17 protein-coding genes are annotated in these 21869 nt (G+C 49.4%); all 17 read right to left on the minus strand.

Annotated features, from left to right (window positions below):
• Window positions 1-37: 37 nt before the first annotated feature.
• The 17 genes from FS806_RS11570 to FS806_RS11655 all read right to left on the minus strand — a co-directional run bounded on the left by FS806_RS11570 (window position 38) and on the right by FS806_RS11655 (window position 21866).
• A complete protein-coding gene (locus FS806_RS11570; RefSeq protein ID WP_144936163.1) occupies window positions 38-616 on the minus strand; it encodes a Uma2 family endonuclease in 579 nt (192 codons plus the stop codon).
• 604 nt (window positions 617-1220) lie between these two features.
• Complete coding sequence (locus FS806_RS11575; protein WP_144936166.1) at window positions 1221-2225, minus strand: LacI family DNA-binding transcriptional regulator; 1005 nt, start codon at window positions 2223-2225, stop codon at window positions 1221-1223.
• A gap of 106 nt (window positions 2226-2331) precedes the next feature.
• A complete protein-coding gene (locus tag FS806_RS11580) occupies window positions 2332-3786 on the minus strand; it encodes a CoA-acylating methylmalonate-semialdehyde dehydrogenase (RefSeq protein ID WP_144936169.1) in 1455 nt (484 codons plus the stop codon).
• Window positions 3787-3826: 40 nt separating this feature from the next.
• Entirely contained in the window at window positions 3827-4828 is a 1002-nt protein-coding gene (iolC, locus tag FS806_RS11585) for a 5-dehydro-2-deoxygluconokinase (protein WP_144936172.1), read from the minus strand.
• The gene (iolB, locus tag FS806_RS11590; protein WP_144936175.1) at window positions 4821-5648 is read right to left on the minus strand and encodes a 5-deoxy-glucuronate isomerase; all 828 of its coding nucleotides are present in this window, start codon (window positions 5646-5648) and stop codon (window positions 4821-4823) included. The genes iolC and iolB overlap by 8 nt, the downstream gene beginning before the upstream one ends.
• Window positions 5649-5710: 62 nt before the next feature.
• On the minus strand, window positions 5711-6619 hold the full coding sequence (iolE, locus tag FS806_RS11595) for a myo-inosose-2 dehydratase (RefSeq protein WP_144936178.1): 909 nt from the start codon (window positions 6617-6619) through the stop codon (window positions 5711-5713).
• 17 nt (window positions 6620-6636) lie between these two features.
• Window positions 6637-8505 carry a 3D-(3,5/4)-trihydroxycyclohexane-1,2-dione acylhydrolase (decyclizing) gene (iolD, locus tag FS806_RS11600; RefSeq protein ID WP_144936180.1) on the minus strand — a complete coding sequence of 623 codons (1869 nt, stop codon included), beginning with the start codon at window positions 8503-8505 and terminating at the stop codon, window positions 6637-6639.
• A 94-nt stretch (window positions 8506-8599) separates the two neighbouring features.
• Window positions 8600-9631, minus strand: coding sequence for an inositol 2-dehydrogenase (gene iolG / locus FS806_RS11605; RefSeq protein WP_144936183.1), 1032 nt, complete (start codon window positions 9629-9631; stop codon window positions 8600-8602).
• 215 nt (window positions 9632-9846) lie between these two features.
• Window positions 9847-10647, minus strand: a complete 801-nt coding sequence (locus tag FS806_RS11610; protein ID WP_144936186.1) for an inositol monophosphatase family protein — start codon at window positions 10645-10647, stop codon at window positions 9847-9849.
• A 15-nt stretch (window positions 10648-10662) separates the two neighbouring features.
• Window positions 10663-11787, minus strand: a complete 1125-nt coding sequence (locus FS806_RS11615) for an ABC transporter ATP-binding protein (RefSeq protein ID WP_144936189.1) — start codon at window positions 11785-11787, stop codon at window positions 10663-10665.
• Between the two features lie 55 nt (window positions 11788-11842).
• A complete protein-coding gene (locus tag FS806_RS11620; protein ID WP_222126641.1) occupies window positions 11843-13534 on the minus strand; it encodes an ABC transporter permease in 1692 nt (563 codons plus the stop codon).
• Between the two features lie 31 nt (window positions 13535-13565).
• Entirely contained in the window at window positions 13566-14654 is a 1089-nt protein-coding gene (locus FS806_RS11625) for an ABC transporter substrate-binding protein (RefSeq protein ID WP_144936192.1), read from the minus strand.
• Between the two features lie 81 nt (window positions 14655-14735).
• The gene (locus FS806_RS11630; RefSeq protein WP_144936195.1) at window positions 14736-15527 is read right to left on the minus strand and encodes an HAD family hydrolase; all 792 of its coding nucleotides are present in this window, start codon (window positions 15525-15527) and stop codon (window positions 14736-14738) included.
• Window positions 15524-16633, minus strand: a complete 1110-nt coding sequence (locus tag FS806_RS11635) for a LacI family DNA-binding transcriptional regulator (RefSeq protein WP_313960581.1) — start codon at window positions 16631-16633, stop codon at window positions 15524-15526. Before FS806_RS11635 ends, FS806_RS11630 begins: the two co-directional genes overlap by 4 nt.
• A 244-nt stretch (window positions 16634-16877) precedes the next feature.
• A complete protein-coding gene (locus tag FS806_RS11640) occupies window positions 16878-17732 on the minus strand; it encodes a sugar phosphate isomerase/epimerase family protein (protein ID WP_186328330.1) in 855 nt (284 codons plus the stop codon).
• A 1-nt stretch (window position 17733) separates the two neighbouring features.
• Window positions 17734-18678, minus strand: coding sequence for a type 2 periplasmic-binding domain-containing protein (locus FS806_RS11645; protein ID WP_144936204.1), 945 nt, complete (start codon window positions 18676-18678; stop codon window positions 17734-17736).
• A gap of 2396 nt (window positions 18679-21074) precedes the next feature.
• Window positions 21075-21866 carry an ABC transporter permease gene (locus tag FS806_RS11655; protein ID WP_144936207.1) on the minus strand — a complete coding sequence of 264 codons (792 nt, stop codon included), beginning with the start codon at window positions 21864-21866 and terminating at the stop codon, window positions 21075-21077.
• Window positions 21867-21869 lie beyond the last annotated feature (3 nt).

Raw genomic sequence — 21869 nt, forward strand, 5'->3', positions numbered from 1 at the left:
AAGAAGAACGGGCGTAACTCACGCCCTTAATGTATATTTATTGCCGATCATTCTCCGGAAAGATCGAGGCAAGATCTATGGTCAAACAAGGAATCGTTGGAGACTGGAGTTGATCCTCTTCCGTTAAGGTTGCCACAAGCCGATAGCCTTCTCCTTCGGTTAGCACGAATTGATCTACCGTCCGATAGCTTGGGTCGGCAAGCCAATATTCTTTGACGCCGTGTTTCTCATATAAGTCTTTCTTGATCGTCTTGTCTCTTCGTCCCGTACTGCTGGATAAAATTTCGACAAGCAAATCAGGCACACCGAACACGAAACCATCGCGGATAATTCCAAGGTTCGCATTGGCTATATAAATGACGTCTGGCTGTACAATATTCTCCTCGTCGAAGTGGACATCCATCGGAGCGAGCAATATTTCCCCCTCCGCTTTACACGCCCCATGGAATGCAAGATAAAAATTCGTCAATATCTTCTGATGTACATATTTGGGGGAGGATAAAAAATCATACCGGATTCCGCCAATAATTTCGTAGCGCTCGGGCACATCGTAACTCCCCTGCTGTTCCTTCACTTTCGATGTCTGTTTGGGATTAGATGGTTTGGATGAACTCATCAAACATCACTCCTCATCAGATCATAATATTAGCACACCCGTTCTCATTATTATAACCTGTTAAGGCCATATTTGCATTATTTTATAATTCCGACCTTTCATTCTCGTTGAGCAATTATCCCAGGACCATTACGGGACTTGCCACAAACCTCCGAACAGCACTTGGCGTTCCGATATCCCTTTACAATTCAAATCTCTTTTTCACCTTGCCATATAATCCATCAGTCCTTATAAGGATCAAATTCATCTGAGCGCTGGCGAGAAAATCTCTTCCAGATTTCAGTTTTCCAATCCATTCAGCGCGAGTAAATATACTTCATGCGGACAAAAGATCCGCTATTCTTGATTTGGAGGCTGCTTTTGGAGTTTAAGCGGACATATGTTCCGCTACCTGCTATGTTACATGGATAATCCGACGTTTTAAGGATGAATAACGGATTCTCTGTCCGCCAAATCTGAATTTTCAGGGCAAATATGAGCAAATAACGGAACTTGTGTTCGCACAAAAAATCCGGCTGGGAAGTCTGAGCATTTTACTCAGCTCCCTGACCGGATCCCCCTATTCCACCTAACCCTGCCTAACCATACTTAACCATACTAAACCCTACCCTTTCCTGCTTCCCGTCGATCCCCGCACAACAAGCTCAGGCAGCAGGACAATTCGCTGCTTTGTAGTCTTGTCGCCATTGATCTCCTGAGAGATCAAGTTCACGACTTGCCTGCCCAATTCTTGAATGGGCTGGGCGATGGTGGTCAGGGGCGGGTTCATATGAGCCGCTAAGATACTGTTGTCGAAGCCGATGATCGAAACCTCTTCCGGTACTGCGATTCTCCGTTCATAAGCGGCCTGCATGGCGCCGATGGCCAGCAAGTCGTTGCAGGCGAAGATCGCCGTCGGGCGGTCAGGCTCGTCGAGGATCTGCCCCGCTGTGTCCTTCCCGCCTTTGACATGGAAGGCGCTCACGCGAATCCGATCTTCCCTGTAGGGAAGATGATGATCTTCCAATGCCTGCCGATATCCACGCACCCGCTCCTTGCTGCTCATCACTTCCAAATCCTCCGCAATGACCGCGATATCCCGGTGACCCAGCTCAATCAGATGCGAGGCCGCCAAATACCCGCCTAGATTATCGTCCACCAGCACTGTATCGACCGAAAGAGATGGCATCCCACGGGCAATGACGGCGATGGCCTGGTTCTGCTGGATGAGATTACGGATGATGTCCTGATTTTTGCCGCCAGTGGCCAGGATGATGCCGTCGGCGCTTTTTTGCCTGAGCAGGTTAATGGATCGTTCTTCCTTATCCGGCTCGTTGTCCGTACTGCAAATCACGAGATTGAAGCCCAACTCATGACAGTGATCCTCAATGCTTCGAGCCAGTTCAGCAAAAAAAGGATTCGCCAAATCCGGAATCAACAGTCCGATCATATAGGTCCTTTTCTTGGTCAGTGCGGAAGCGACCACGCTCGGCTGATAATTCAGCCGCTTCATGACCTCTTTCACTCGCTGCCTGGTTTTATCGCTGATCCGTCCGGTCTCGTTGATCACTTTGGAAACCGTCGCGATCGATACTCCCGCCTCTTCGGCAATATCATAAATCGTGGCCATACCATTCCTCCAACTTCTGTTGCCAACGTGCCGGTTGCGTTCCGCTTATGCAAGCTTCCTTTCCTTTAGCATAAACGAACCCTGCACCGCTTACAACCCGAAGCGATTAATAGCGGGCGACGACCATTTTTTTGCGTGTGTAGAATTCGACGCCGTCCTTGCCGTTCGCATGCAGGTCGCCATAGAATGATTTTTTGTACCCGGAAAAAGGGAAAAAGGCCATCGGAGCCGGCACGCCCACATTAATACCGAGCATCCCGGCATCGATCGTTTCGCGGAACTCATGAATCGCTTTAGCGCTATTTGTGTATAGACATGCTCCGTTAGCGAATTCCGATTGATTGGCGACTGCGATAGCTTCCTGCAAAGAATTCACTCTCACGATTTGCAAAACAGGGGCAAAGATTTCATCTGTCCATATTTTCATCCCTGGCTTCGCATGATCGAACAAGGTCGGCCCCAGGAAATATCCTTCTGAATCAGAAGCCTGATGCTGTCTGCCGTCAAGCACTAGGGACGCCCCTTCCTCCACGCCCTGCTCAATATATTGAACTGTACGTGATTTATGGGAATCGCGAATGACAGGTCCGAGGAACACGTTGTCCTCCATACCGTTCCCGACAGTCAATTGCTTGGCTGCATCGGTCAGACGACGAACCAGTTCATCGGCAACATCGCCAACAGCTACAACGACAGAGCAAGCCATGCAGCGCTCGCCGGCTGACCCGAATGCTGCATTCGTAATTTCTTTGGTAGCGAGAGCAAGGTCCGCATCGGGCATGACGATCGAGTGGTTTTTCGCTCCGCCCAGCGCCTGTACGCGTTTGCCGTGAGCGGCAGCCGTTTTGTAGACGTATTCGGCGACGGGCTGCGATCCGACGAACGAAATGGCCCGAACGTCGGGATGCTCCAATAAACCATTAACGACATCATGGGCGCCATGGACAATATTGAATACGCCATCCGGCAATCCCGCTTCCTTCAATAATTCCGCCAGCCGGTTAGCCAGCATCGGCGTTCGTTCCGAAGGCTTCAGGACAAAGGTGTTTCCGCATGCGATCGCCAGCGGGAACATCCAGCACGGAACCATCATCGGAAAATTAAACGGAGTGATGCCGCCGATCACGCCGAGCGGATAGCGATACATCGCTGATTCAAGCCCAGTCGCAATATCCGGAAGATTGGAGCCCATCATAAGCGAGGGCACGCCAGCGGCAAATTCAACGCATTCGATCCCGCGCTGCACTTCGCCGTACGCTTCGCTGTAGTTTTTGCCATTTTCCAGCGTAACGAGCCGTGCCAGCTCTTCCCAATGCTCAACGAGAAGCTGCTGGTACTTGAACATAATGCGGGCACGACGCGGTACAGGCACTTTGCTCCATGTCCGAAAAGCCGCATCGGCTGCCTGAACGGCCCGGTCCAGATCGTTCCGAGTCGATAAAGGTACTCGAGCCAAAATTTCACCCGTTGCCGGATTGGGAACCGTATCTTCCCGTTCCGTCTCGGCTGCCGCCCACTGCCCATTGATAAAGTTTTGCAACAAAGGTGTGTTGCCTGCCACAGTTATTCCCCCTAAATATTAACGATGTGAAAAAACGACTCTAATTCCCGCTTGTGTTATAGCGTTCGATCCGCGCTTCGATCTGCTCCACCGTTGGCATCGCATCAGAACTGCTGTGGCTCGAAACGACGATCGAAGCGGATGCGCTGCCAAATTGCTGGCACCGTTCAATGCTCCAGCCCTGCATTAAGCCGTAAATAAACGCCCCGGCGAACGAGTCGCCCGCTCCGAACGTTTTGACGACTTTGGCCGGGAAGGTTGCGCCTTCGTACCGCTGTCCATCGTTCGTATAAGCGGTCGAACCATCACCACCGCGTTTGATAACGACTAGCTTGGCCCCTTTCTGAATCCAGGTATCGGCCGTCGCCTGATCGTCCTGCTTTAGCGGTCCGTCCAATACCTCCATCAAGTCGAACTCTTCACGCCCTCCGAAAATCACATCGCATTTCTCGGAGACGAGTCGGCAGTAGATCGCGGTTTCCTCTGCGGATTTCCACGTATAGGGTCGGTAATCGATATCAAAAATCGTCACAACGCGATGCTTGCGTGCGTAATCCAGTGCGGCGAAGACCGCTTCACGAGAAGGACTCCGGGCGAGTGCCGTACCGGAGATCAGCAGCGCCTTGGCATCACGAATATAGGCCTCGTTCACATGACTTGGTTCCAGCTTTAGATCGGCAACATTGTCGCGATACATCAAAATGCTGCATTCGCTTGGTGATAAAATCTCGGTAAAAGCGAGGCCCGTTACGCTCCCGGATGGATCGACTACAATCTGGTCGGTATTCACATGACATTCTTGCAAATACCGAACGATAAACCGTCCGAATTGATCATTGGCAACGGCTCCGATAAAGCCTGTTTTCATGCCTAACTTAGCGAGCGCAATCGTAATGTTAGCCGGCGAACCGCCGACATATTTAGTAAACGTCCGCGTCTCTTCCATCGGACGGTTGATTTCATTCGCATTTAAATCAATGCAAAGCCGCCCCAATCCGATAAAATCAAGCGCCCGATCTTTCGGAAATTGCAAATCAATCATCGTTCGTTCGGCCTCCTCCCGGTGTCATCAACCATTCATGGTCAGGATCGTTGTGAAACTTCCATGTCCGTACCGGCCCAGCCATGACGTTGAGATAGTAAACCTCATAGCCTGGAGGAGCCGACACGGGGTGGTAGCCTTTCGGCACGAGGACAGCATCTCCATCCTGAACAACGAGCGCTTCATTCAGAGAGCGGTCATCCGTATAGACGCGCTGGATCGCGAATCCGTGAGCCGGGTGAATCCGATGATAATAAGTTTCCTCCAAAGACGATTCATGAGGCAAGTTAAGCCGATCATGCTTGTGCGGGGGATAGCTCGACCAGTGCCCGGCCGGCGTAAACACTTCGACTACCAGCAAACTTTCGGCACGGCTATCCTCCGGCAAAATATCATGAATCGTCCGTTCCATATTCCCGGATCCACGTACGGATACGCGAACATCTTCAGGCGCAATCAGGCGTGCGGCAAGCGTTCCTTTGGCAGGGGCCCAGCAGACGGCAAACTCCAAATCCGTTATCGCCGTAATTTCGAATCGATCTTGAGCCGGCACATAAACCGAGCATGCGGGTGTCTTCTCAAACACACTCATTCGCAGCCCAATGTTGAGGAATTTCTCTTGTGCCGTAATGACATTTGCTTTGCCCCCCAACAACACAATACACGCTTCGCGATCTTCTGTCGGCAGAGCCAGAGCCTGACCTTCCGACAAAGCAAAGACCTGGAATCCGACATACTCCCACCCTGCCGATTCCGGGGTGATGGTCAGACGATTGCCGTCTGGACCCGGCAGGCAGCTGGATACGATCAGATCAGACATATAAGCACCTCTCTTTCTGAATCATGCCGTTTCTTTTTTATATAAAGAGACATTCTTCCCGTCTATCCCACTAAAATGGACTTGATGTACTGTTTGCTTTTCTCCGCATATTCGTTTGGCTCGGCAATCGCAGGATCCTGCTCGGCTTCTAAAATGAACCAATCGTCATAACCGATTTGGAACAACCGCTCGAAGATCGGCTGGAAATCGATCATGCCATCCCCAGGTACGGTAAAGACCCCTTGAATCACCGCTTGCTGAAATGGAATGGCTTGCGTTCTTACTCGCTCCAGCACATCCTTGCGCACATCCTTCAAATGAACATAGGCGATGCGGGCCGCATATTTCTCTAGCAGTGCCAGCGGATCGGTTCCGCCATACAGCGCATGCCCTGTGTCGAATAACAGATGCACCAGGTCGGGGTCCGTCGTCTCCATGAGGCGGTCGATTTCATGCGACTTTTCTACCACGGTGCCTATATGATAATGATAGACGAGCTTCATCCCGTATTCCTGACAGATCGCCCCGGCTGCATGCAAGCCATCCACCATATGGTTCCATTGCTCATCCGTGAGCGGTACGACCTCAGTTACACCCGGGCCCGGGGGCCGTCTCGGATCTCCAATGATCGAGCCGCCCAGCTCGCATGTCACGACATGCCGACAACCAAGCACGCTTAAAAATTCCACATGCTTGCGATAAGCCGCCAGTTCTGTCTCCCGATATTGCGGATCGGAGAACAGCACGCCCTTCCACTGCGAAGTGAGTTGAATTCCTCGCGCAGACAAGGCCTCTTTGAGTTCATGCGGATCTTTCGGGAACTTGCGGCAGTTTTCCGTTCCCCTAAATCCTAGCCGGGAGAAATCATTCAGCAGTTGTTCGAACGTATAGTGATCGCCCAGTTCCAGCACATCTTCATTCACCCAGTTGATAGGCGAAATGCCGAGCTTAATTTGATCGAATGCTTTCATCCTTTGTCTCCTCCCGTTCACACTTGCTTTACGTGTCTGATCCGCTCTTCCATCTCATGTCTGGCCGCCTGCACCTTCTCATTGCCGGATACCTCTGCCGGATCTACACGCCACCAAGAGTGATAACCGGACGTATTCGTGCCAGGCAGCACTTTGATGTGAATCAGCGTAGATACCGGGTCATTCCTGGCACTCTGCAGGGCGGCTTGCAGCTCCTCCTTTGTATGGACGGTGTAAGCTTCTGCCCCCAGGCTGCGGGCATGAGCAGCGTAATCAATCGGCAGGTAGTCGCCCGTTAACCGATTGGTCTCGCCGGAACGGCTGCGGAACTCATTGCCAAACCCATCGCTTCCGTGTTCCCTCTGCAAATTATGAATGCATTGAAACCCATGATTATCGAATAGCAAAATGTTGATTTTAACGCCTTCCTGTATACTCGTTACGAGTTCGGAATGAAGCATCAGGTAGCTTCCGTCACCTACCAAGGCATAGACATCCCGAGCCGGTTCCGCCATTTTGACTCCAACCGCTCCTGAAACCTCATAGCCCATGCAGGAAAACCCGTATTCCATGTGATAAGTTTTCGGCTGGGCGCTCCTCCATAGCCGGTGCAAATCGCCAGGCAAGCTGCCGGCGGCACAGACGATGACCGCATCGTCGCCAATGGCGCGATTAATTTCGCCAAGCACGAGGGTTTGCGTTAAACCGTCTGCTTTTTCCAATGTGTAATACCGATCGACCTCTTGGGTCCATTCGCTCATTAACCCGACCAGCTCCGAGGACTCGTATGCAGACCGATAGTTCCGCTGCTGCAGTTCGTGTTGAAGGGAACGCAGCACAACTTGGGCATCGCCAATCAGTTGGTGCGCATCGAGCTTCATCGCATCCGAACGGCTGACGTTAATGCTGATAAACTCTACATCCGGATTTTGAAAAGCACTCTTGGACGCTGTCGTGAAATCCTGCAACCGGGTGCCGACGCAAATCACCACATCCGCTTCCTTCGCTAACCGATTGGCGGGCAGCGAACCGGTTACGCCGATGGCGCCTGCATTCAGTTCATGGTTCCAGGGCATTGCGCTTTTCCCGGCCTGCGTTTCGGTTACCGGAATGCCGAAGGCTTCGGCAAACTCGGTCAATGCTTCCGTTGCCAACGAATAATGGACGCCGCCTCCGGCGATGATCAGTGGCTTTTGCTTGCGGGCGATCAGTTCCACCGCTCCGTTAAGGGCTGTTGGAACCGGTAGGCGCCTCTCGATGGCATGAACCCTTTTGCGGAAAAATTCAACCGGGTAATCATAAGCTTCGCTCTGCACATCCTGCGGCAGCGCCAGCGTGACCGCGCCTGTGTCTGCAGGATCGGTCAACACTCGCATCGCCTGCAGCGCAGCCGTCATCAGCTGCTCAGGCCGGCTGATCCGATCCCAGTACCGGCTAACCGGTTTAAAAGCATCATTCGCCGATATTGTATAATCGCCCGGATGCTCAATTTGCTGCAGCACCGGGTCCGGCTGACGGCAGGCGAAAATATCGCCGGGCAGCAGCAGCAGGGGAATGCGGTTGACCGTCGCCGTTGCGGCGGCTGTTACCATATTGAGCGCGCCCGGACCGATCGAAGAGGTGCAGGCGAATATCCCCAATCGATTGGACTGCTTGGCGTAAGCGATCGCCGCATGAGCCATGCCCTGCTCGTTCTTGCCCTGGATAAAGGTTAATTCGCCCGGCTGTCTTTCCAGCGCTTCGCCCAGTCCCGTGACGTTCCCATGACCGAATATCCCCATGACGCCACGAATAAATTTATGTTCTACTCCGTCCAACTCAACATATTGCTGATCCAGAAATCTGACGAGCGCCTGCGCCATCGTCAAACGAATGGTTTTCGACATCGATCCAACCTCCTCAGATAATCGAATGGTTAGCACCCATGGATAGTTCGTATAGATAACTCTCATGGAAAATTCTCATGGATTATTCCCATGGTTAATTTCCAGCAGACAATGAATCGGTAATCTCTGCTATCGTCACAGGTCTACGCTCCTGCAAAGACCGCTTGGCTGCAGCGGCGATCAGCTCCGCCTTATATCCATCCATGCCGCTTACCGGCACCGGTTTGCCATTTAGGATACTATCGATGAACATCTCCGTTTCCAGCATATAAGCCCCTTGATAACGCTCCAAGAAAAACTGCTTCGGCTTCACGCGAAACACCCCCTCGCCCGTACTCCATTCGGCCGAGTTATCTGTATCGTTCTGTACGGTGGCATTACCTTTGGAACCGAACACCTCGACTCTTTGGTCGTACCCGTAGGCGGCGCTGCGGCTGTTGTCGATTACAGCGATTGCGCCGCTGCTCAGTTTCAACGTAGTAATTGCCGTATCAATGTCGCCCAGTTCGCCGATGGCTGGATCAACGAGCACGGCTCCTTGAACATACACCTCTTTCACCTCACTGCCAGATAAGTAGCGGACCATATCGAAATCGTGAATCGCCATATCGAACAGCAAGCCCCCGGATACGCGAATATAGTCATAGGGCGGCGGGCTTGGATCGCGTGAGGTTACCTTGATAATATGTGGATCGCCAATTTGTCCCTCGTCGACCAATTGCCGAACTTTCATAAAATTATGATCGAACCGGCGGTTGAAGCCCGTTTGCAACTGAACTCCGTTTTGCTTCACGACCTCCAGCGCTTCGCCCGTTTTCTGCAGCTCAAAGCTGATCGGTTTTTCACAAAAAATATGCTTCCCTGCCCGCGCCGCCTCCATAATGAACGAGACATGGGAATTCGTTGAGGAGCAAATGAAAATAGCGTCGATGTCTGGGTCCGCGAATAATTTCCCGCTGTCTTCCGTGACGGTTGCGACTCCAGCATCCTTCGCCCACTCGGTCAAGTGATCAATCCGAATATCCGAAATCGCTTTCAAGTTCACTTTCCTATTACGCAGCAAATTCTCGGCATGCAGCATGCCAATTCTTCCCGCTCCGATAATCCCGATGTTTAAAGTGTTCAAGCTCAACATCCCTCCCTTGATGGAACCAGTGTCCGCGTCACTTTTCAGGGTAACCGCTTAACCTTATTTCATTATAACAAGATTGCGTTCTTTTGCAATATTTTGTCTATTTTCCGCTAGAAATTACGACTAATGGGGGTAAGCGCTATCCCTAAATAGAAATAAAGGTACTTTCCGATTTTGACTACATTTTTTTTTTTTTGCAATGACAGCTTCTATTTGAGCAATGACAGCATTAAGGAATGAATGTGCCTGTTGCTGCACAATACATTTTCGGTAGTTAGGCTATAGACCTCACCCTCTATATCGCTAACCGTTCCGCCCGCCTCACAGACGATTAGGACACCTGCGGCGACATCCCATGTATGCATTCCGTATTCCCAGAAGGCGCACAATCTTCCGCTAGCCACATAAGCCAAATGCAGGGCAGCCGAGCCTAAAACCCTTACACTCCTGCAGGTAAGCGCCACTTGCCCAAGCGAATCAACCACGGCGCGCCTTGCCCCATGCAGATCGGCCGGGAACCCGGTAGCGACTACGCTTTCCGCTAGCGTTTGGGTACTTGAGCAGCGGATGGGAACTCCATTCAGGAACGCGCCTTTGCCTTTTTCCGCCCAAAACATTTCGTCCCTCATCGGATCATAGATGACCCCGACTAACAGTTCGCCTTGATAGGCCAATGCGATGGACACCGTATACCCTGGAATGCGGTTGACGAAGTTGACCGTGCCATCGATCGGATCCACAATCCATAAATAATCGTCTGCGATTTCCGTCTCCAATAATTGCTGCAGGGATAGTTCCTGCTCGAACATCTGCTCCTCCCCGAGTATCCGATGATGAGGATAGGTCTCGTTAATCATCTGCCGAATCAACCGTTCGACGCCCTGATCCACTTCGGTGACTACATCATAAACCGTTCCTTTCTCCTGAACAGCAAATCCCTTGCCTGTACTCTGCTTCATCATCGCGCCTGCTTCTAGGGCCATTTGTTTCGCTGTTTGTAAAAAGTCCACGACATCTTCTCCTCATTATCCTTGATCATTAGAAGGCAGTACACGTATTTGTTCCTTTTTCAGACTGAGACGAACGATTTCCCCTACCCGATGAATGCCATGATCATGATGGCGATAGTCAATCATTGTTACGGTCTGGTCGTTAATGCCGATTTCATATTCGACGTATAAACCGAGATAAGTGGTCCGCAAGACCTTGCCTGTGAAAGAGCCTTCCGAAGCAAACTGCCAAAACTCCGGGCGAATGACACAATGGGCCTGATCGCCAGTGGAAAAAACGTGCTCAGACTGCCACTGAACAACGTACTCCGACTGCTGCGGAACGGCTACATTTTGACCGAGCAATTTTACTTGAATCGATTCAGAGGATGTCTCCACAACTTGAACCGGAATAAAATTCGCTTTCCCCATAAAATCGGCGACGAATTGATCATTCGGTTTGGTATAAATATCATGCGGCGAACCGACCTGCTGAATGGAACCTTTATTCATAATGACCACTTTATCGGAAATCGCCATCGCTTCGGCTTGATCATGAGTGACATATAAGCTCGTAATGCCAAGCCGTTGTTGGATCTTGCGCAGCTCATCCCGCATATATTCCCGCAGCTTCGCATCCAGATTGGACAGCGGTTCGTCAAAGAGCAGCACCTTCGGTTCGGTTACAACGGCCCGCGCCAATGCGACACGCTGCTGCTGGCCCCCTGATAGCTGTGAAGGCATGCGATCCTGCATGGATTCGAGATGCATGAGATCGAGAACCTTCTGTACCTTTTCCTTAATGGTCGACTTGGAAAGCTTCTGAATATGCAGTCCATAGGCAACATTCTCGTAAACGGTCAGATGCGGGAACAAGGCATAGCTTTGGAAGACCATCGCGACATTCCGCTTATTCGGAGCCAGATTCGTAATGTTCTGGTTTCCGATATAGATATTGCCTGAGGTCGGTTGTTCAAAACCTGCAAGCATTCTCAGCGTTGTCGTTTTACCGCAGCCTGAAGGTCCCAGCAGTGTCACCAGCTCTCCCGGCTCGATATCAAGCGAGACATTATTCACGGCATAGACCTGCTCCTCTCCTGAATAAGAAGGAAAGGCTTTCATTAATTGTTCGAACTTTACCGCTTGTGATGCCAGCGTCATTTTCATACCCCCTTATGTCAGTTTCTTATGTCTGGTTCTTATGCGCATTCTTATTTCACCTTTTCTTTGTGCCTAATCGATTGACCAAAAATTGCATCGTTCCCAACGCAGTAAGCACAATAGCGAACAGGATGACACAATAAGCGGCAGCGGCTCCGAGCCTGCTCCCTTCAATCTGTGAAAGGATCGATACCGTCATCAGGTTCCAGTTCACCGAGACAAGAAAGATGAGCGAGCTGATCGAAGTCATCGACTTGGTAAAAGAATAAAACAACCCGGAGAACAAGGCCGGTCTCATGAGCGGCAAAGAAATACGGCGAAACGTGGTGAAGTTATTCGCTCCCAGGTTAGCGGACGCTTCTTCAATCGATTTATCAATCTGTCTTAGGCTGTTCGTTCCGGCTTCGATTCCTACCGGCATGTTGCGGAAAGTTAACGCGAGAATAATAATCGCGCTTGTTCCCGTTAGCAGCAGGGGCTTATCGTTGAAAGCGAGAACATAGCCAATCCCGACCACCGTTCCAGGAACGGCAAAGACGACCATCGAACCGGTTTCCATTAACTTTTTGCCAATAAATTGTTTGCGAATAAGGAGGTACGCGATCAGCATCCCCATCACGACCGTGAACGGTGTCGATACGGCTGACAGAACGATCGAATTCCGGATCGAGTCGAGACCAAGCGAGAAAATATACCTGAAATTATCAAGCGTAAGCGAGTTGTTGACACCCCAGACTTTAACAAAAGCTCCCCAGACGACCGTGCCATAAATCAGCAGAACGAAGCCTGTAATCAGAAAACAAAAGATGAACAACGGCCACACGATATGTTTTTCCGTGATCCGAACGCCGGAATTGGAGGGCTTGCCGGTCACTGTAACATAGGATTTTTTGCTTATCCAATATTTTTGCATGAAAAAAGCTAGCATTGACGGGAAAATGATCGCCAGCGCCAAAATCGCGCCGCCCCGCAGGTTATACATTCCGGTGATCTGAATGTAAGCTTGAACCGCAAGAGTAGAGTAATCCCCTGCAATAACCATCGGATTGCCAAAATCCTCGATAGATTTAATGAACACGAGCAGCAATGCGCTGAAGATAGCCGGCACGGAAAGCGGAAGCGTAATCGTACGAAACACTTTCCATCGGGAAGCACCCAAATTCATGGAAGCGTCCTCAATCGAGGAATCGATCGATTCCAGCATCCCCTTCATATTCATATAAGCCAGCGGAAAGAAAGATAAGGTCTGGATGATCAGCAAGCTGGTTAATCCATAGACATTGAAGCTATCTAAACCGAACAGTCCGTTCGTGATCAGCCCTTTGCGCCCAAACAATAAAATAATCGACAAGGCAATGACAAAAGGCGGTGATATAACAGGCAGCAGAGCAATCAAGTTAAAAATGTTCTTGCCCTTCATATTGGTCCGCGTGATGGCAAAGGCGAAAATAAAGCCAACCACCGTGCTAAAGACCGCCGCCATAATCCCCAATTTCAGACTGTTCCAGAAAGAAGTGAGGAAATAGTTGTTCGCCAGCGTTTCTTTTAATGCAGAGAAATCCAAACCTTCATCGTTAACAACGGACACCTTAAAAACTTGATAAATCGGATATACGGAAAAGATGAACAGGGAAGCGAAGATCAGAACAATGATGGCAATCAGCCAAGGTTCCTTGATGAGCGCTGCCCATTTTCTTCTGGATGGCGGCCTGTTTTCAGTTATCACCGCCGTAGATGAACTGGACAATATGGATAACCCCTTTCATAGTCAGCATTCTTTACTTGGCTGCATCTTGTCCTTTAATCTTCGATTCAAACTTGGCCAATAGCTCCTTACGATGTTCTCCTGCCCAAACCTCATCGTAATCCATCACTTTCAATTCATCGATTCTCGCTGCACCTTCGGCAACCTCCGCATCTGGATTAATAGGTAGACGGAATGATTTTGTACTTGCATATAAATCCTGAGCTTCTTTGCTAATGGACCAGTCGATAAATTGCTTGGCAATTTCCCGCTCATCCTCAGGCCCGCCTTTAATCAGGGCTATAGCTCCGATCTCAAAGCCTGTTCCTTCACTTGGAAAAGTGAGCTCGAGCGGGTAACCTTCGCCCTTAGGCTTCAAAATATCATGCGCGAAGGCAATACCGATTGCGCCTTCACCTAAGCCAACTTGCTTCGGAGGACCGGAACCCGACTTTTGATACTGCAGCACGTTCTCATCCAATTTTTTCAGATAGTCAAAGGCCTTGTCTTCGCCCCACATTTGAACCAATGTTGCCAGAATGGAATAAGCCGTACCCGAAGCGCCTGGGTGGGCAACCACAATTTGACCTTTGAACTCCGGCTTGATCAGATCTTCCCAGCTCTCGGGGGCTTTCACATTGTGTTTTTGCAGCCATTCCGTATTCGATGCGAATCCGAGCGGACCTACATATACAGGAGCCCAATACCCTTGTTGATCGCGATATTGCTCAGGTATAACCTCAATTCCTGCCGGCTGATAGGACTCAAGCACACCCTCCTTGATCGCCGCCACAAATGTATCCGATGGGCCACCATACCAGATGCTGGCTTGCGGATTATTTTTCTCCGCTTGCAGTCTGGCCAGTGTCTCTCCCGCAGACAAACGAACAAACTTCACTTTAATGCCGGTCTGCTTCTCGAATGCATTCAAATACGGAACCACCTCTTGTTCAGGAAAAGCAGTGTACATAGTAAGCTGCTTTGCTGTCGCTTTCGGCGTCTCCGCCTGCGTTCCACTGTTATTCGTTCCGGGTGCTGCTGTTCCCTTCGACTTTCCACAGCCAGCCAGAAATAAACTCAGCATCATGCATAGAACTATGGAAGTGACTATACTTTTACGCATTTTTTCAACCTCCTCATTATTATGAAAACGCTAGCAAAAATGAATTTTAGTAAAAATATCAGAACCTTAACTTTGATAGCTTCACGACATTAATTCTGTAATGATTTGTGCGATCGCATGCTGTTCATGATGTACGGTAACCTGATCAGCTTGTGCTTTAAGCTCTGGGTGAGCGTTAGCCACCGCTATCCCTGTATCCGCTGCTTGAATCATAGAGATATCATTCAAATTATCGCCCACAGCAATGGTGTGGAGTTCTTTGATTTGCAGCATTTCGGTAAGAACCTGTAGGGCCGTCCCTTTCGATGCTCCTTCAGGCAGTATTTCAAAATAATTTTGCTCCGAATAGACGGTTTCACAGCTTAGACCGCTATCCATCACGATCTTTTCAAAGGAATGAAGCTGTTCGGGTACTTCCGCTATAACGAGAATTTTAGTGATCGGATTCGTTATGAGAGTTTCGTTCCAAGGTTTACAGCGAACACCTTCTTTATGCTCATGTTCTCGAACGATATGGTTAGGAACCGGGCTATAAACATCGTTTTCGGCATATACCAGCAAGCCAAACTCATTTGTAAGTGCTTCCAAGATTGTCTGCCAAAGAGAAGCTGTTACAGTTAAAAGCTTCTCATATACGATTTCTTTGGTTACAGGGCAATAGATGCGGGCCCCATTGTATAAAATGACAGGTGTTGTAATGTCTAATTGGCGTATAAATGGAATGACGGCTGCTTCCATCCTGCCCGTCGCTAATGTGAACAGGCCGCCGGACTGGATGAAGGATCGGATCGCCCGTTCATTCTCGCTGCTGATTTGTTGATTCCCATCAAGCAAAGTACCGTCCATGTCGGTCACAATCAATAATGGTTTCAAAGACTTTCCAGCCTCCCTACAGTTTTTCTCTGAAGCAGTTGGGTGTCAAACAATACGGATGGAGGAATTTCATCTTTGTTCTCGATCATGTTCAGTACGAGTTGAGCTGCTCTTCTGCCCATTTCCTTCCGAGGCTGCTTCATGGTCGTCAACTGAATCCAATGCAATCTGGAATATTCCAGATCATCAAACCCAATCAACGAAATCTGATCGGGCACCGCTATCTGCTGCTCGGCCAAGTATTCCAAAGCACCGATTCCAAGCAAATCATTCACGGCAAATACGGCTGTAATCGTCGGGTTGGCTTCAAGAAGGCGACCCATGGCTTCCCGGCCAAACTCGATGCGATTCCCGCCAAGAACGACATTCTTGTCTTCTAGCTCAATTCCATTCGCTCGAAGCGTATCGACATAACCCTGATAGCGGAGCTGCCCGACGAACGATGTTTCCGACATGCCGATCAGCCCGATCTGCCGATGACCTGCTTCAATCAGGTGACGAACCGCTGTACACGCAGATTCATAGTGATCGACATCAACGAATGGCATAGGCAGTTGTTCCGGTGTTCTCCTCCTTAGAAAAACATATGGAATCGAAATGTTGGCGAGCATGGAGATGAATTCCTCATCCATATGATCTGGCGTCAAAATTAACCCGTCATACTGCCGACTAATTGCACTGGAGATAAAGTTTTTTTCTTTTTTCGAGTCTCTTCCGGTATTTCCATAGACACACTGATAGTTGTGATTGGATAGTTCTTCCTCGACCCCATGCGCAATACCTGAGAAGAATGGATCTGTGATCTCCGGGATCATTAATCCAATCGTGTAAGACTTTTTCTGGATAAGTCCTTTTGCCATGGCATTAGGCATGTAGTTGAGCTTCTTGATCATTTCCATGACTTGCTTTTTCGTCTCTTCCCGAATGTCGGGATGATTATTCAGCGCCCTGGAAACCGTAGAAACAGACACACCCAGCTTTTTCGCAATGTCCTTAATCGTAGAAATTTGTTCCGCCCTCCTTTCTGAAAATGTTCCGGTAACGTTACGGTTAAAATTACTGGTAACGTTTCCGGTAACGTTGCCGGGAACGTTACCGTTAATTATAAAAAAGAATCCTCTTGCTTGTCAATTGCAAATGTTCAGTTTATTGTGACTGCATCGAACGGGCGGCTGATCATACTCTCGTAGAGTATGAATGTGTCTTGGATACCGATTGGGAACCGACGATGCGCAATTTGGCGCTGAATCTGCCGCTGTATCAAGGGGTGGAAGAGATCTGGATCGGATTGGATGAGGGAGCCTCGGTGATGGCCCCGCCCGGCTGCGCCTCCGGGAAGAAAGTGATCTTCTATGGAACATCGGTCACGCTCCAGCATTGTCCAAGCCGTTCAGGACTAACCGGTCGTACTTCGAACATGAACGGGCCATGATACCCGCATTCAAGCAGAGCGGAAATCACGTCATTCCAACGAATGATCCCTTCCCCCGGATACCAATGCTTCTCGTCCAAGCCATCATTATCCGACATATGGACCGTAATGATGCGTGAGCCTATCTTCCTTACAAACTCTTCCGGTTCCTCCTGCAGCAGGTGGTTCACGTCACAGCATACACCCAACCGTTCATCCACAGCAAGGAGTTCCCTCATTTCTGCGCTCGTATTGCCGAGACAGGTTCGCGGCAAGCATTCCACCGCGACCCGCAAGCTGAGCCGCTCAGCCTCGGCCGCCATACGGGCCAATGACCTTCGACAAGCCTGCAGACGCTCGTTTCTTTCGGCAGCGGGTATCGGCTCCCAGCTTGGATGCAGGATGACCGTGCCGATCTTCCATGCAGCCGCCAAGTGCATCAACTGCAGATGCCGGGCGATTGCCGCTTCCCTGTGTCGTTCATCCACCGCCGAGACATCCCACTCTGTACCATAGGGCAGATGCAGGGACCAGACATGAATGCCCAGTTCCCTGGCTTGCCGCACAAGCTCCTCACACCGATTCCGGTTGTCCGGCTCCAGCATATCGAATACATCATTGGGCCAGGCCAGCTCAATGCAGCCCACGCCGTTGTCCCGTAAATCCTCCAGCTTCATATTCGGCTCAGCGCCTGCCCCAAGCTGGATGGAGGTGCCGGGCTTCCAAGCAGCGGGAGCAGGCGGGGCGCATGCCGTCCGCCCTATCCCCGTTTGAGTTCCCTCAGATTTGTTCATATCAGTTATCCAACCCTCGAGCCTGCACCGCTTCATTGACTTCTTCGATCGCTTTCTGAAGTCCTTTATTGTCGTACCCTCTAACCGTCTCCTTCCACATGGCCACCGGATCTTCCTTGGCCAGCATAATCCGAATTATATCCTCCGCCACGTTAATCGCGCTCAGCTTCGCTTTAGCCGGCGTATGCAGTAACTCCACTTTGAAATTGGTCGGAACCGGCTCATAATTTTCAACACGATGCTTCAATTCCTCACGGGACATCCTGGCTAACTCCGCCCCATAGGCAATGTCCACCGCTTCGCTTTCGGTAAACTCCATCCATTGGTACCAGGCCGCAAGACTCCCAAACATATTAAATGAAGGATAGAGTGAACCAATGCTTACGAATTCTCCCTCTTCATTCTTGTCCCGAGTGATGGTATAGGTATCGCCTTGCTTCGTATAATCTTTTCCCTCCATGCCGTAAAACCGGTCCGTCATAAATTCGTCCGACAGCAAATAGTCATAAATGTGAAGAATCCGCTCCATCTTCTTGTCGTCTACCTGGGAGCTGAAATAGCTCTCCGACCAGAAGGTGATAGCTTGATAGCGATAGCGCTTCCCATCGGGGCTTACCCAGGATTCAGGAATAATGGCGATGACATCTTCGAATTTGACATCTTTGTTATATTTATCCCATGAATTATTAAGATTTTTCAATGCATTCGGCGTGGCTTGAATGGAGATGGCGCCGACCTTGCCTTGCCCGAACTTATCAATGCCGTCGTTCGTCTGCATAATGGCAAAGTCCGGGTCGATGGCTCCTTCTGTGAAGAGCTCGCGCATTTGCTGAACGACGTCATACATCCTCTCGGAAGCATAGTAAGGGATATACTTGCCGTCCTCCTTGACCCAGGAGCTATTGCTCAGATTGGCAAAGGTCCCTGTAGCGATCGGAAGCAGCATCGCGTTGGAGCGGAACGTCAGACCGACCGTATCGTCTTTCTGGTTGCCGTCCGGGTCCGGAAAGATATAAGACTATGGCAATACGATGGCTTGGACGATTAGCAAGAAACCTTCCTAAACTCTTTGCACATTGGCAGTTAGGAATACTGCCTACGGCTGGATAATGGGAGCCGGATGGGCTGAGAGGTTCACGTCCGGTTCCGAGAGGGCCTGAGGGTGCGATTCCTTCGGGCTACCCACCTTGTGAGTATGTTTCAATACAAAGAAGATGCAGAACGATTCTACTATGCGTTACTGAAGCGCTTAGATAAATTCAATCTCACCGTAGCCGAAGAGAAGACCGAGATTATTCGTTTTGGTCGTTTCGCAGAGATTGCAAGGAGGAAAGCTAGACTGGGAAAGCCAGAAACGTTTAATTTCGAATCAAGCGCAAGACGAACAGGAAGAAATTCAGGCAGAAGGTGAAGGCTTTTGACGAATGGATGAAGCAGGAGAGGCATAAGAAGGCCTTAACCCTTCCAAAGGTTCGAGCGAAACTCAGTGGCCACTATAGATACTACGGGATAATGGATAACTTTATAAGCAAAAAGGCATTTGCTTATCTTGCACAGAAGTCGATTTTTAAATGCCTGAACCGCAGAAATCAGAGGAGCGTATGCGTTAAGGAGCAGCCGATAAGGCTGCAATCAAACCGGTGCTAGTCCGGTCAAGGGTACATAGCTATACCGCTGCTTGGAAAGGTAACAAACCAAGTACTGCGCGGCGAAAAAGGTCTTGCCACCTCAGAGAAAGTGGGAGCAACTAGGGGTCGAGCAAAAATAGAAACCTGAACATAAATGAATTACTGCAACCTTGAAATACGGCGTTCCACAAAGGAGTTCGGAACCATATCGGAAGGCAAATCCTGTTTAACGTGAAGAAAAGCTAGCAGTTTTCAGGAAGAAATGAACAAAAGTACTGCAAACCTTTCCCGAGCTAAGGGTACAAGCACCTATCGAATGATTGCAGAGATAACGTCGGGAAGGTCCTACTTCCAATAAGGATTAGTCAACAACCTGCAAAGACCTATCTTATAAGGGAAAGAGATGGGAGGATCTAGGACTGACGCATGACCCCGTAGTAGTGATGAAGTTGGGGTAAATCCCAAAGAAATGGTATCAAACCATTCCAGACAAACTGGGCAAAGGGGCTGTGGGTACTTGGTGGCTTCAAAGTGCACAGTGTCGATACCACTAGCAAGTGTTGAGAAGCTAGTGGATAAGCAAACTATATGTCATAGGTGCGCATGTTGGCTGAAGCTAAAACCTCATGGCATATAGAAAGGCTTAGCCGTGACAAATGGGTGTAGAGGCAAGACCAGAACCGGACTCGGGAAATCCGACCGTACGGGATCGCAGGGAGGCCTCAGAAAACGTGATAGGTAGACAAACACTGAAATACTTCGATGGTAAGAAGGAAAAAAATGCCGACATTAGGTATCCTACAATCTCACTGTCAACTTGTAGGGACTGTATTGGAAACCTATTGGCGCAGCTGAAATTCTACCCCGAGTTGCGCACGTACGGATCTATGAGGGGTAAGGGGCACAATCCTCGAAGGAAAGGCCCCGCCTACTCGACCTGAATTTCTTCTCGCATGATCAGTTCGAGTTTTTCTTTCACAAAATCTGTGACAAGATTTTCAATTAGATTTGTGAGCATGTTTTCGTGTATAGTTACCATGAGTAGGGTTCCTTTATTGGTGACTTTTGCAATCCCGAGAATACCCTACTTTTTTGTCACCTGTGAAGGGTCCAAATCCTGGTACACAAACAATTTTACACCGTCATTAATTATGACTATAAGCCAAGTTAGAAGGAAGAAAGAACTGCGATAAGTATCTTTTGACTAAAGTCTGTTAATTTTCGCCTTGAATGATAGATACATATCTAATCTCGATCTATTGTTTTTCGAGTTAGATTTTTTGGGTGTTTGACTTACGTTTCAGTCCTATTCGTTGTGTAGAAAGGCTACCGATCGTGATCGGCAGCCTCGCATAACAATATCAAACGCCAGTTCGGATGCACCTTTACGCATAACCTGTGGATAAATGGGGCCAATATTAAGCATTTTAACAAGCTAACTCTCGATGGTGTATTTTCAATGACCACCGAAAATCCTAAGTGTAACAAGTAACGTCATAAATCAGAAGGCTCTTTTAGTAAACAGTAAACGGAAGAATATCTGTTCATCAAAAAGGTGGAGTAGTGAGGCCTTTCATGAGGTATCTACCCAGCAATGAACGAGAGCACCACGTAGCCGGACAATATTAATACTTACATGTAGAGTAGACATTTTAAGTCGGCAATTCGGAACATAAGCACGAACGTTCCGGACCGCCATTATGTTAGTTTCATATTAACTCCCCGAACTGGCGTACCTTTTTAATGCTTGCCGCCATACCAAAGCTCCGATCAACAAGGAAAGCAGTGCGACAACTGGGGAAATAAGCCCGGCCCAGCTTAAACCGAGCTCCGTCTTGCCGAGCAGAACCAACGAAGGATAATAGTTCATAAAAGCGATCGGTATCAATGTAACAACAACGCGAAACCAAGCACCAAATATGTCGATCGGATATTGTTGAACAAGCAGATTGAAGCGGTTCATCACAAAAGTGAGCGACATCGACCTCCCGGTCCAGAACGCTGTACAGGCGATGATCCAACGAATAGCCATCTCCAAGATCGTTCCGGAAAGGCAGGCCAACACGAAAAACAGCCACATGCCCAATCCCCAATGCAATCCGAGATGGGCATACGCAATCGCGAATGAAGCAACGCCGACGATGAGGTCCCCGAAACCGATATACTGGATTTCCCGCCCGATGAACTGAACGAACGGACTGACTGGCCGGATCAGAAATTGATCAAACGTCCCACGAATAATGTAATCGTCCATCTGATTGAAGTGCCAGAAGAGTAAGCTATAGATACTGTGGCCCAGCACGAACATGCTGTACAAGAACACCATCTCCCAGACAGACCATCCGTTCAGGGAAGTAAAGCGGTTTACCAAAATGCCGATCAGTCCCAGGTTCACGGCATTTAATACGATCACGCTGATGATACCGATAATGAAATCGGCGCGGTACTGGATCCGGCTTTGCATCGATATTCGAATCAGCTTGAAGTAAATCCGAAGTGATTCCATTGT

This window comes from Paenibacillus sp. 32O-W, from assembly GCF_007679495.1.
GTDB classification, from domain to species: domain Bacteria; phylum Bacillota; class Bacilli; order Paenibacillales; family NBRC-103111; genus Paenibacillus_L; species Paenibacillus_L residui.

What these genes read in the sequence shown, in the direction of transcription:
- iolC (WP_144936172.1), bottom strand. Translation starts at nt 4,828, where the DNA reads ATGATTGATTTGCAATTTCCGAAAGATCGGGCGCTTGATTTTATCGGA.
- iolB (WP_144936175.1), bottom strand. Translation starts at nt 5,648, where the DNA reads ATGTCTGATCTGATCGTATCCAGCTGCCTGCCGGGTCCAGACGGCAAT.
- FS806_RS11645 (WP_144936204.1), bottom strand. Translation starts at nt 18,678, where the DNA reads ATGCTGCTTCCGATCGCTACAGGGACCTTTGCCAATCTGAGCAATAGC.
- FS806_RS11625 (WP_144936192.1), bottom strand. Translation starts at nt 14,654, where the DNA reads ATGCGTAAAAGTATAGTCACTTCCATAGTTCTATGCATGATGCTGAGT.
- FS806_RS11615 (WP_144936189.1), bottom strand. Translation starts at nt 11,787, where the DNA reads ATGACGCTGGCATCACAAGCGGTAAAGTTCGAACAATTAATGAAAGCC.
- FS806_RS11640 (WP_186328330.1), bottom strand. Translation starts at nt 17,732, where the DNA reads ATGAACAAATCTGAGGGAACTCAAACGGGGATAGGGCGGACGGCATGC.
- iolD (WP_144936180.1), bottom strand. Translation starts at nt 8,505, where the DNA reads ATGTCGAAAACCATTCGTTTGACGATGGCGCAGGCGCTCGTCAGATTT.
- FS806_RS11575 (WP_144936166.1), bottom strand. Translation starts at nt 2,225, where the DNA reads ATGGCCACGATTTATGATATTGCCGAAGAGGCGGGAGTATCGATCGCG.
- iolE (WP_144936178.1), bottom strand. Translation starts at nt 6,619, where the DNA reads ATGAAAGCATTCGATCAAATTAAGCTCGGCATTTCGCCTATCAACTGG.
- FS806_RS11655 (WP_144936207.1), bottom strand. Translation starts at nt 21,866, where the DNA reads ATGGAATCACTTCGGATTTACTTCAAGCTGATTCGAATATCGATGCAA.
- FS806_RS11570 (WP_144936163.1), bottom strand. Translation starts at nt 616, where the DNA reads ATGAGTTCATCCAAACCATCTAATCCCAAACAGACATCGAAAGTGAAG.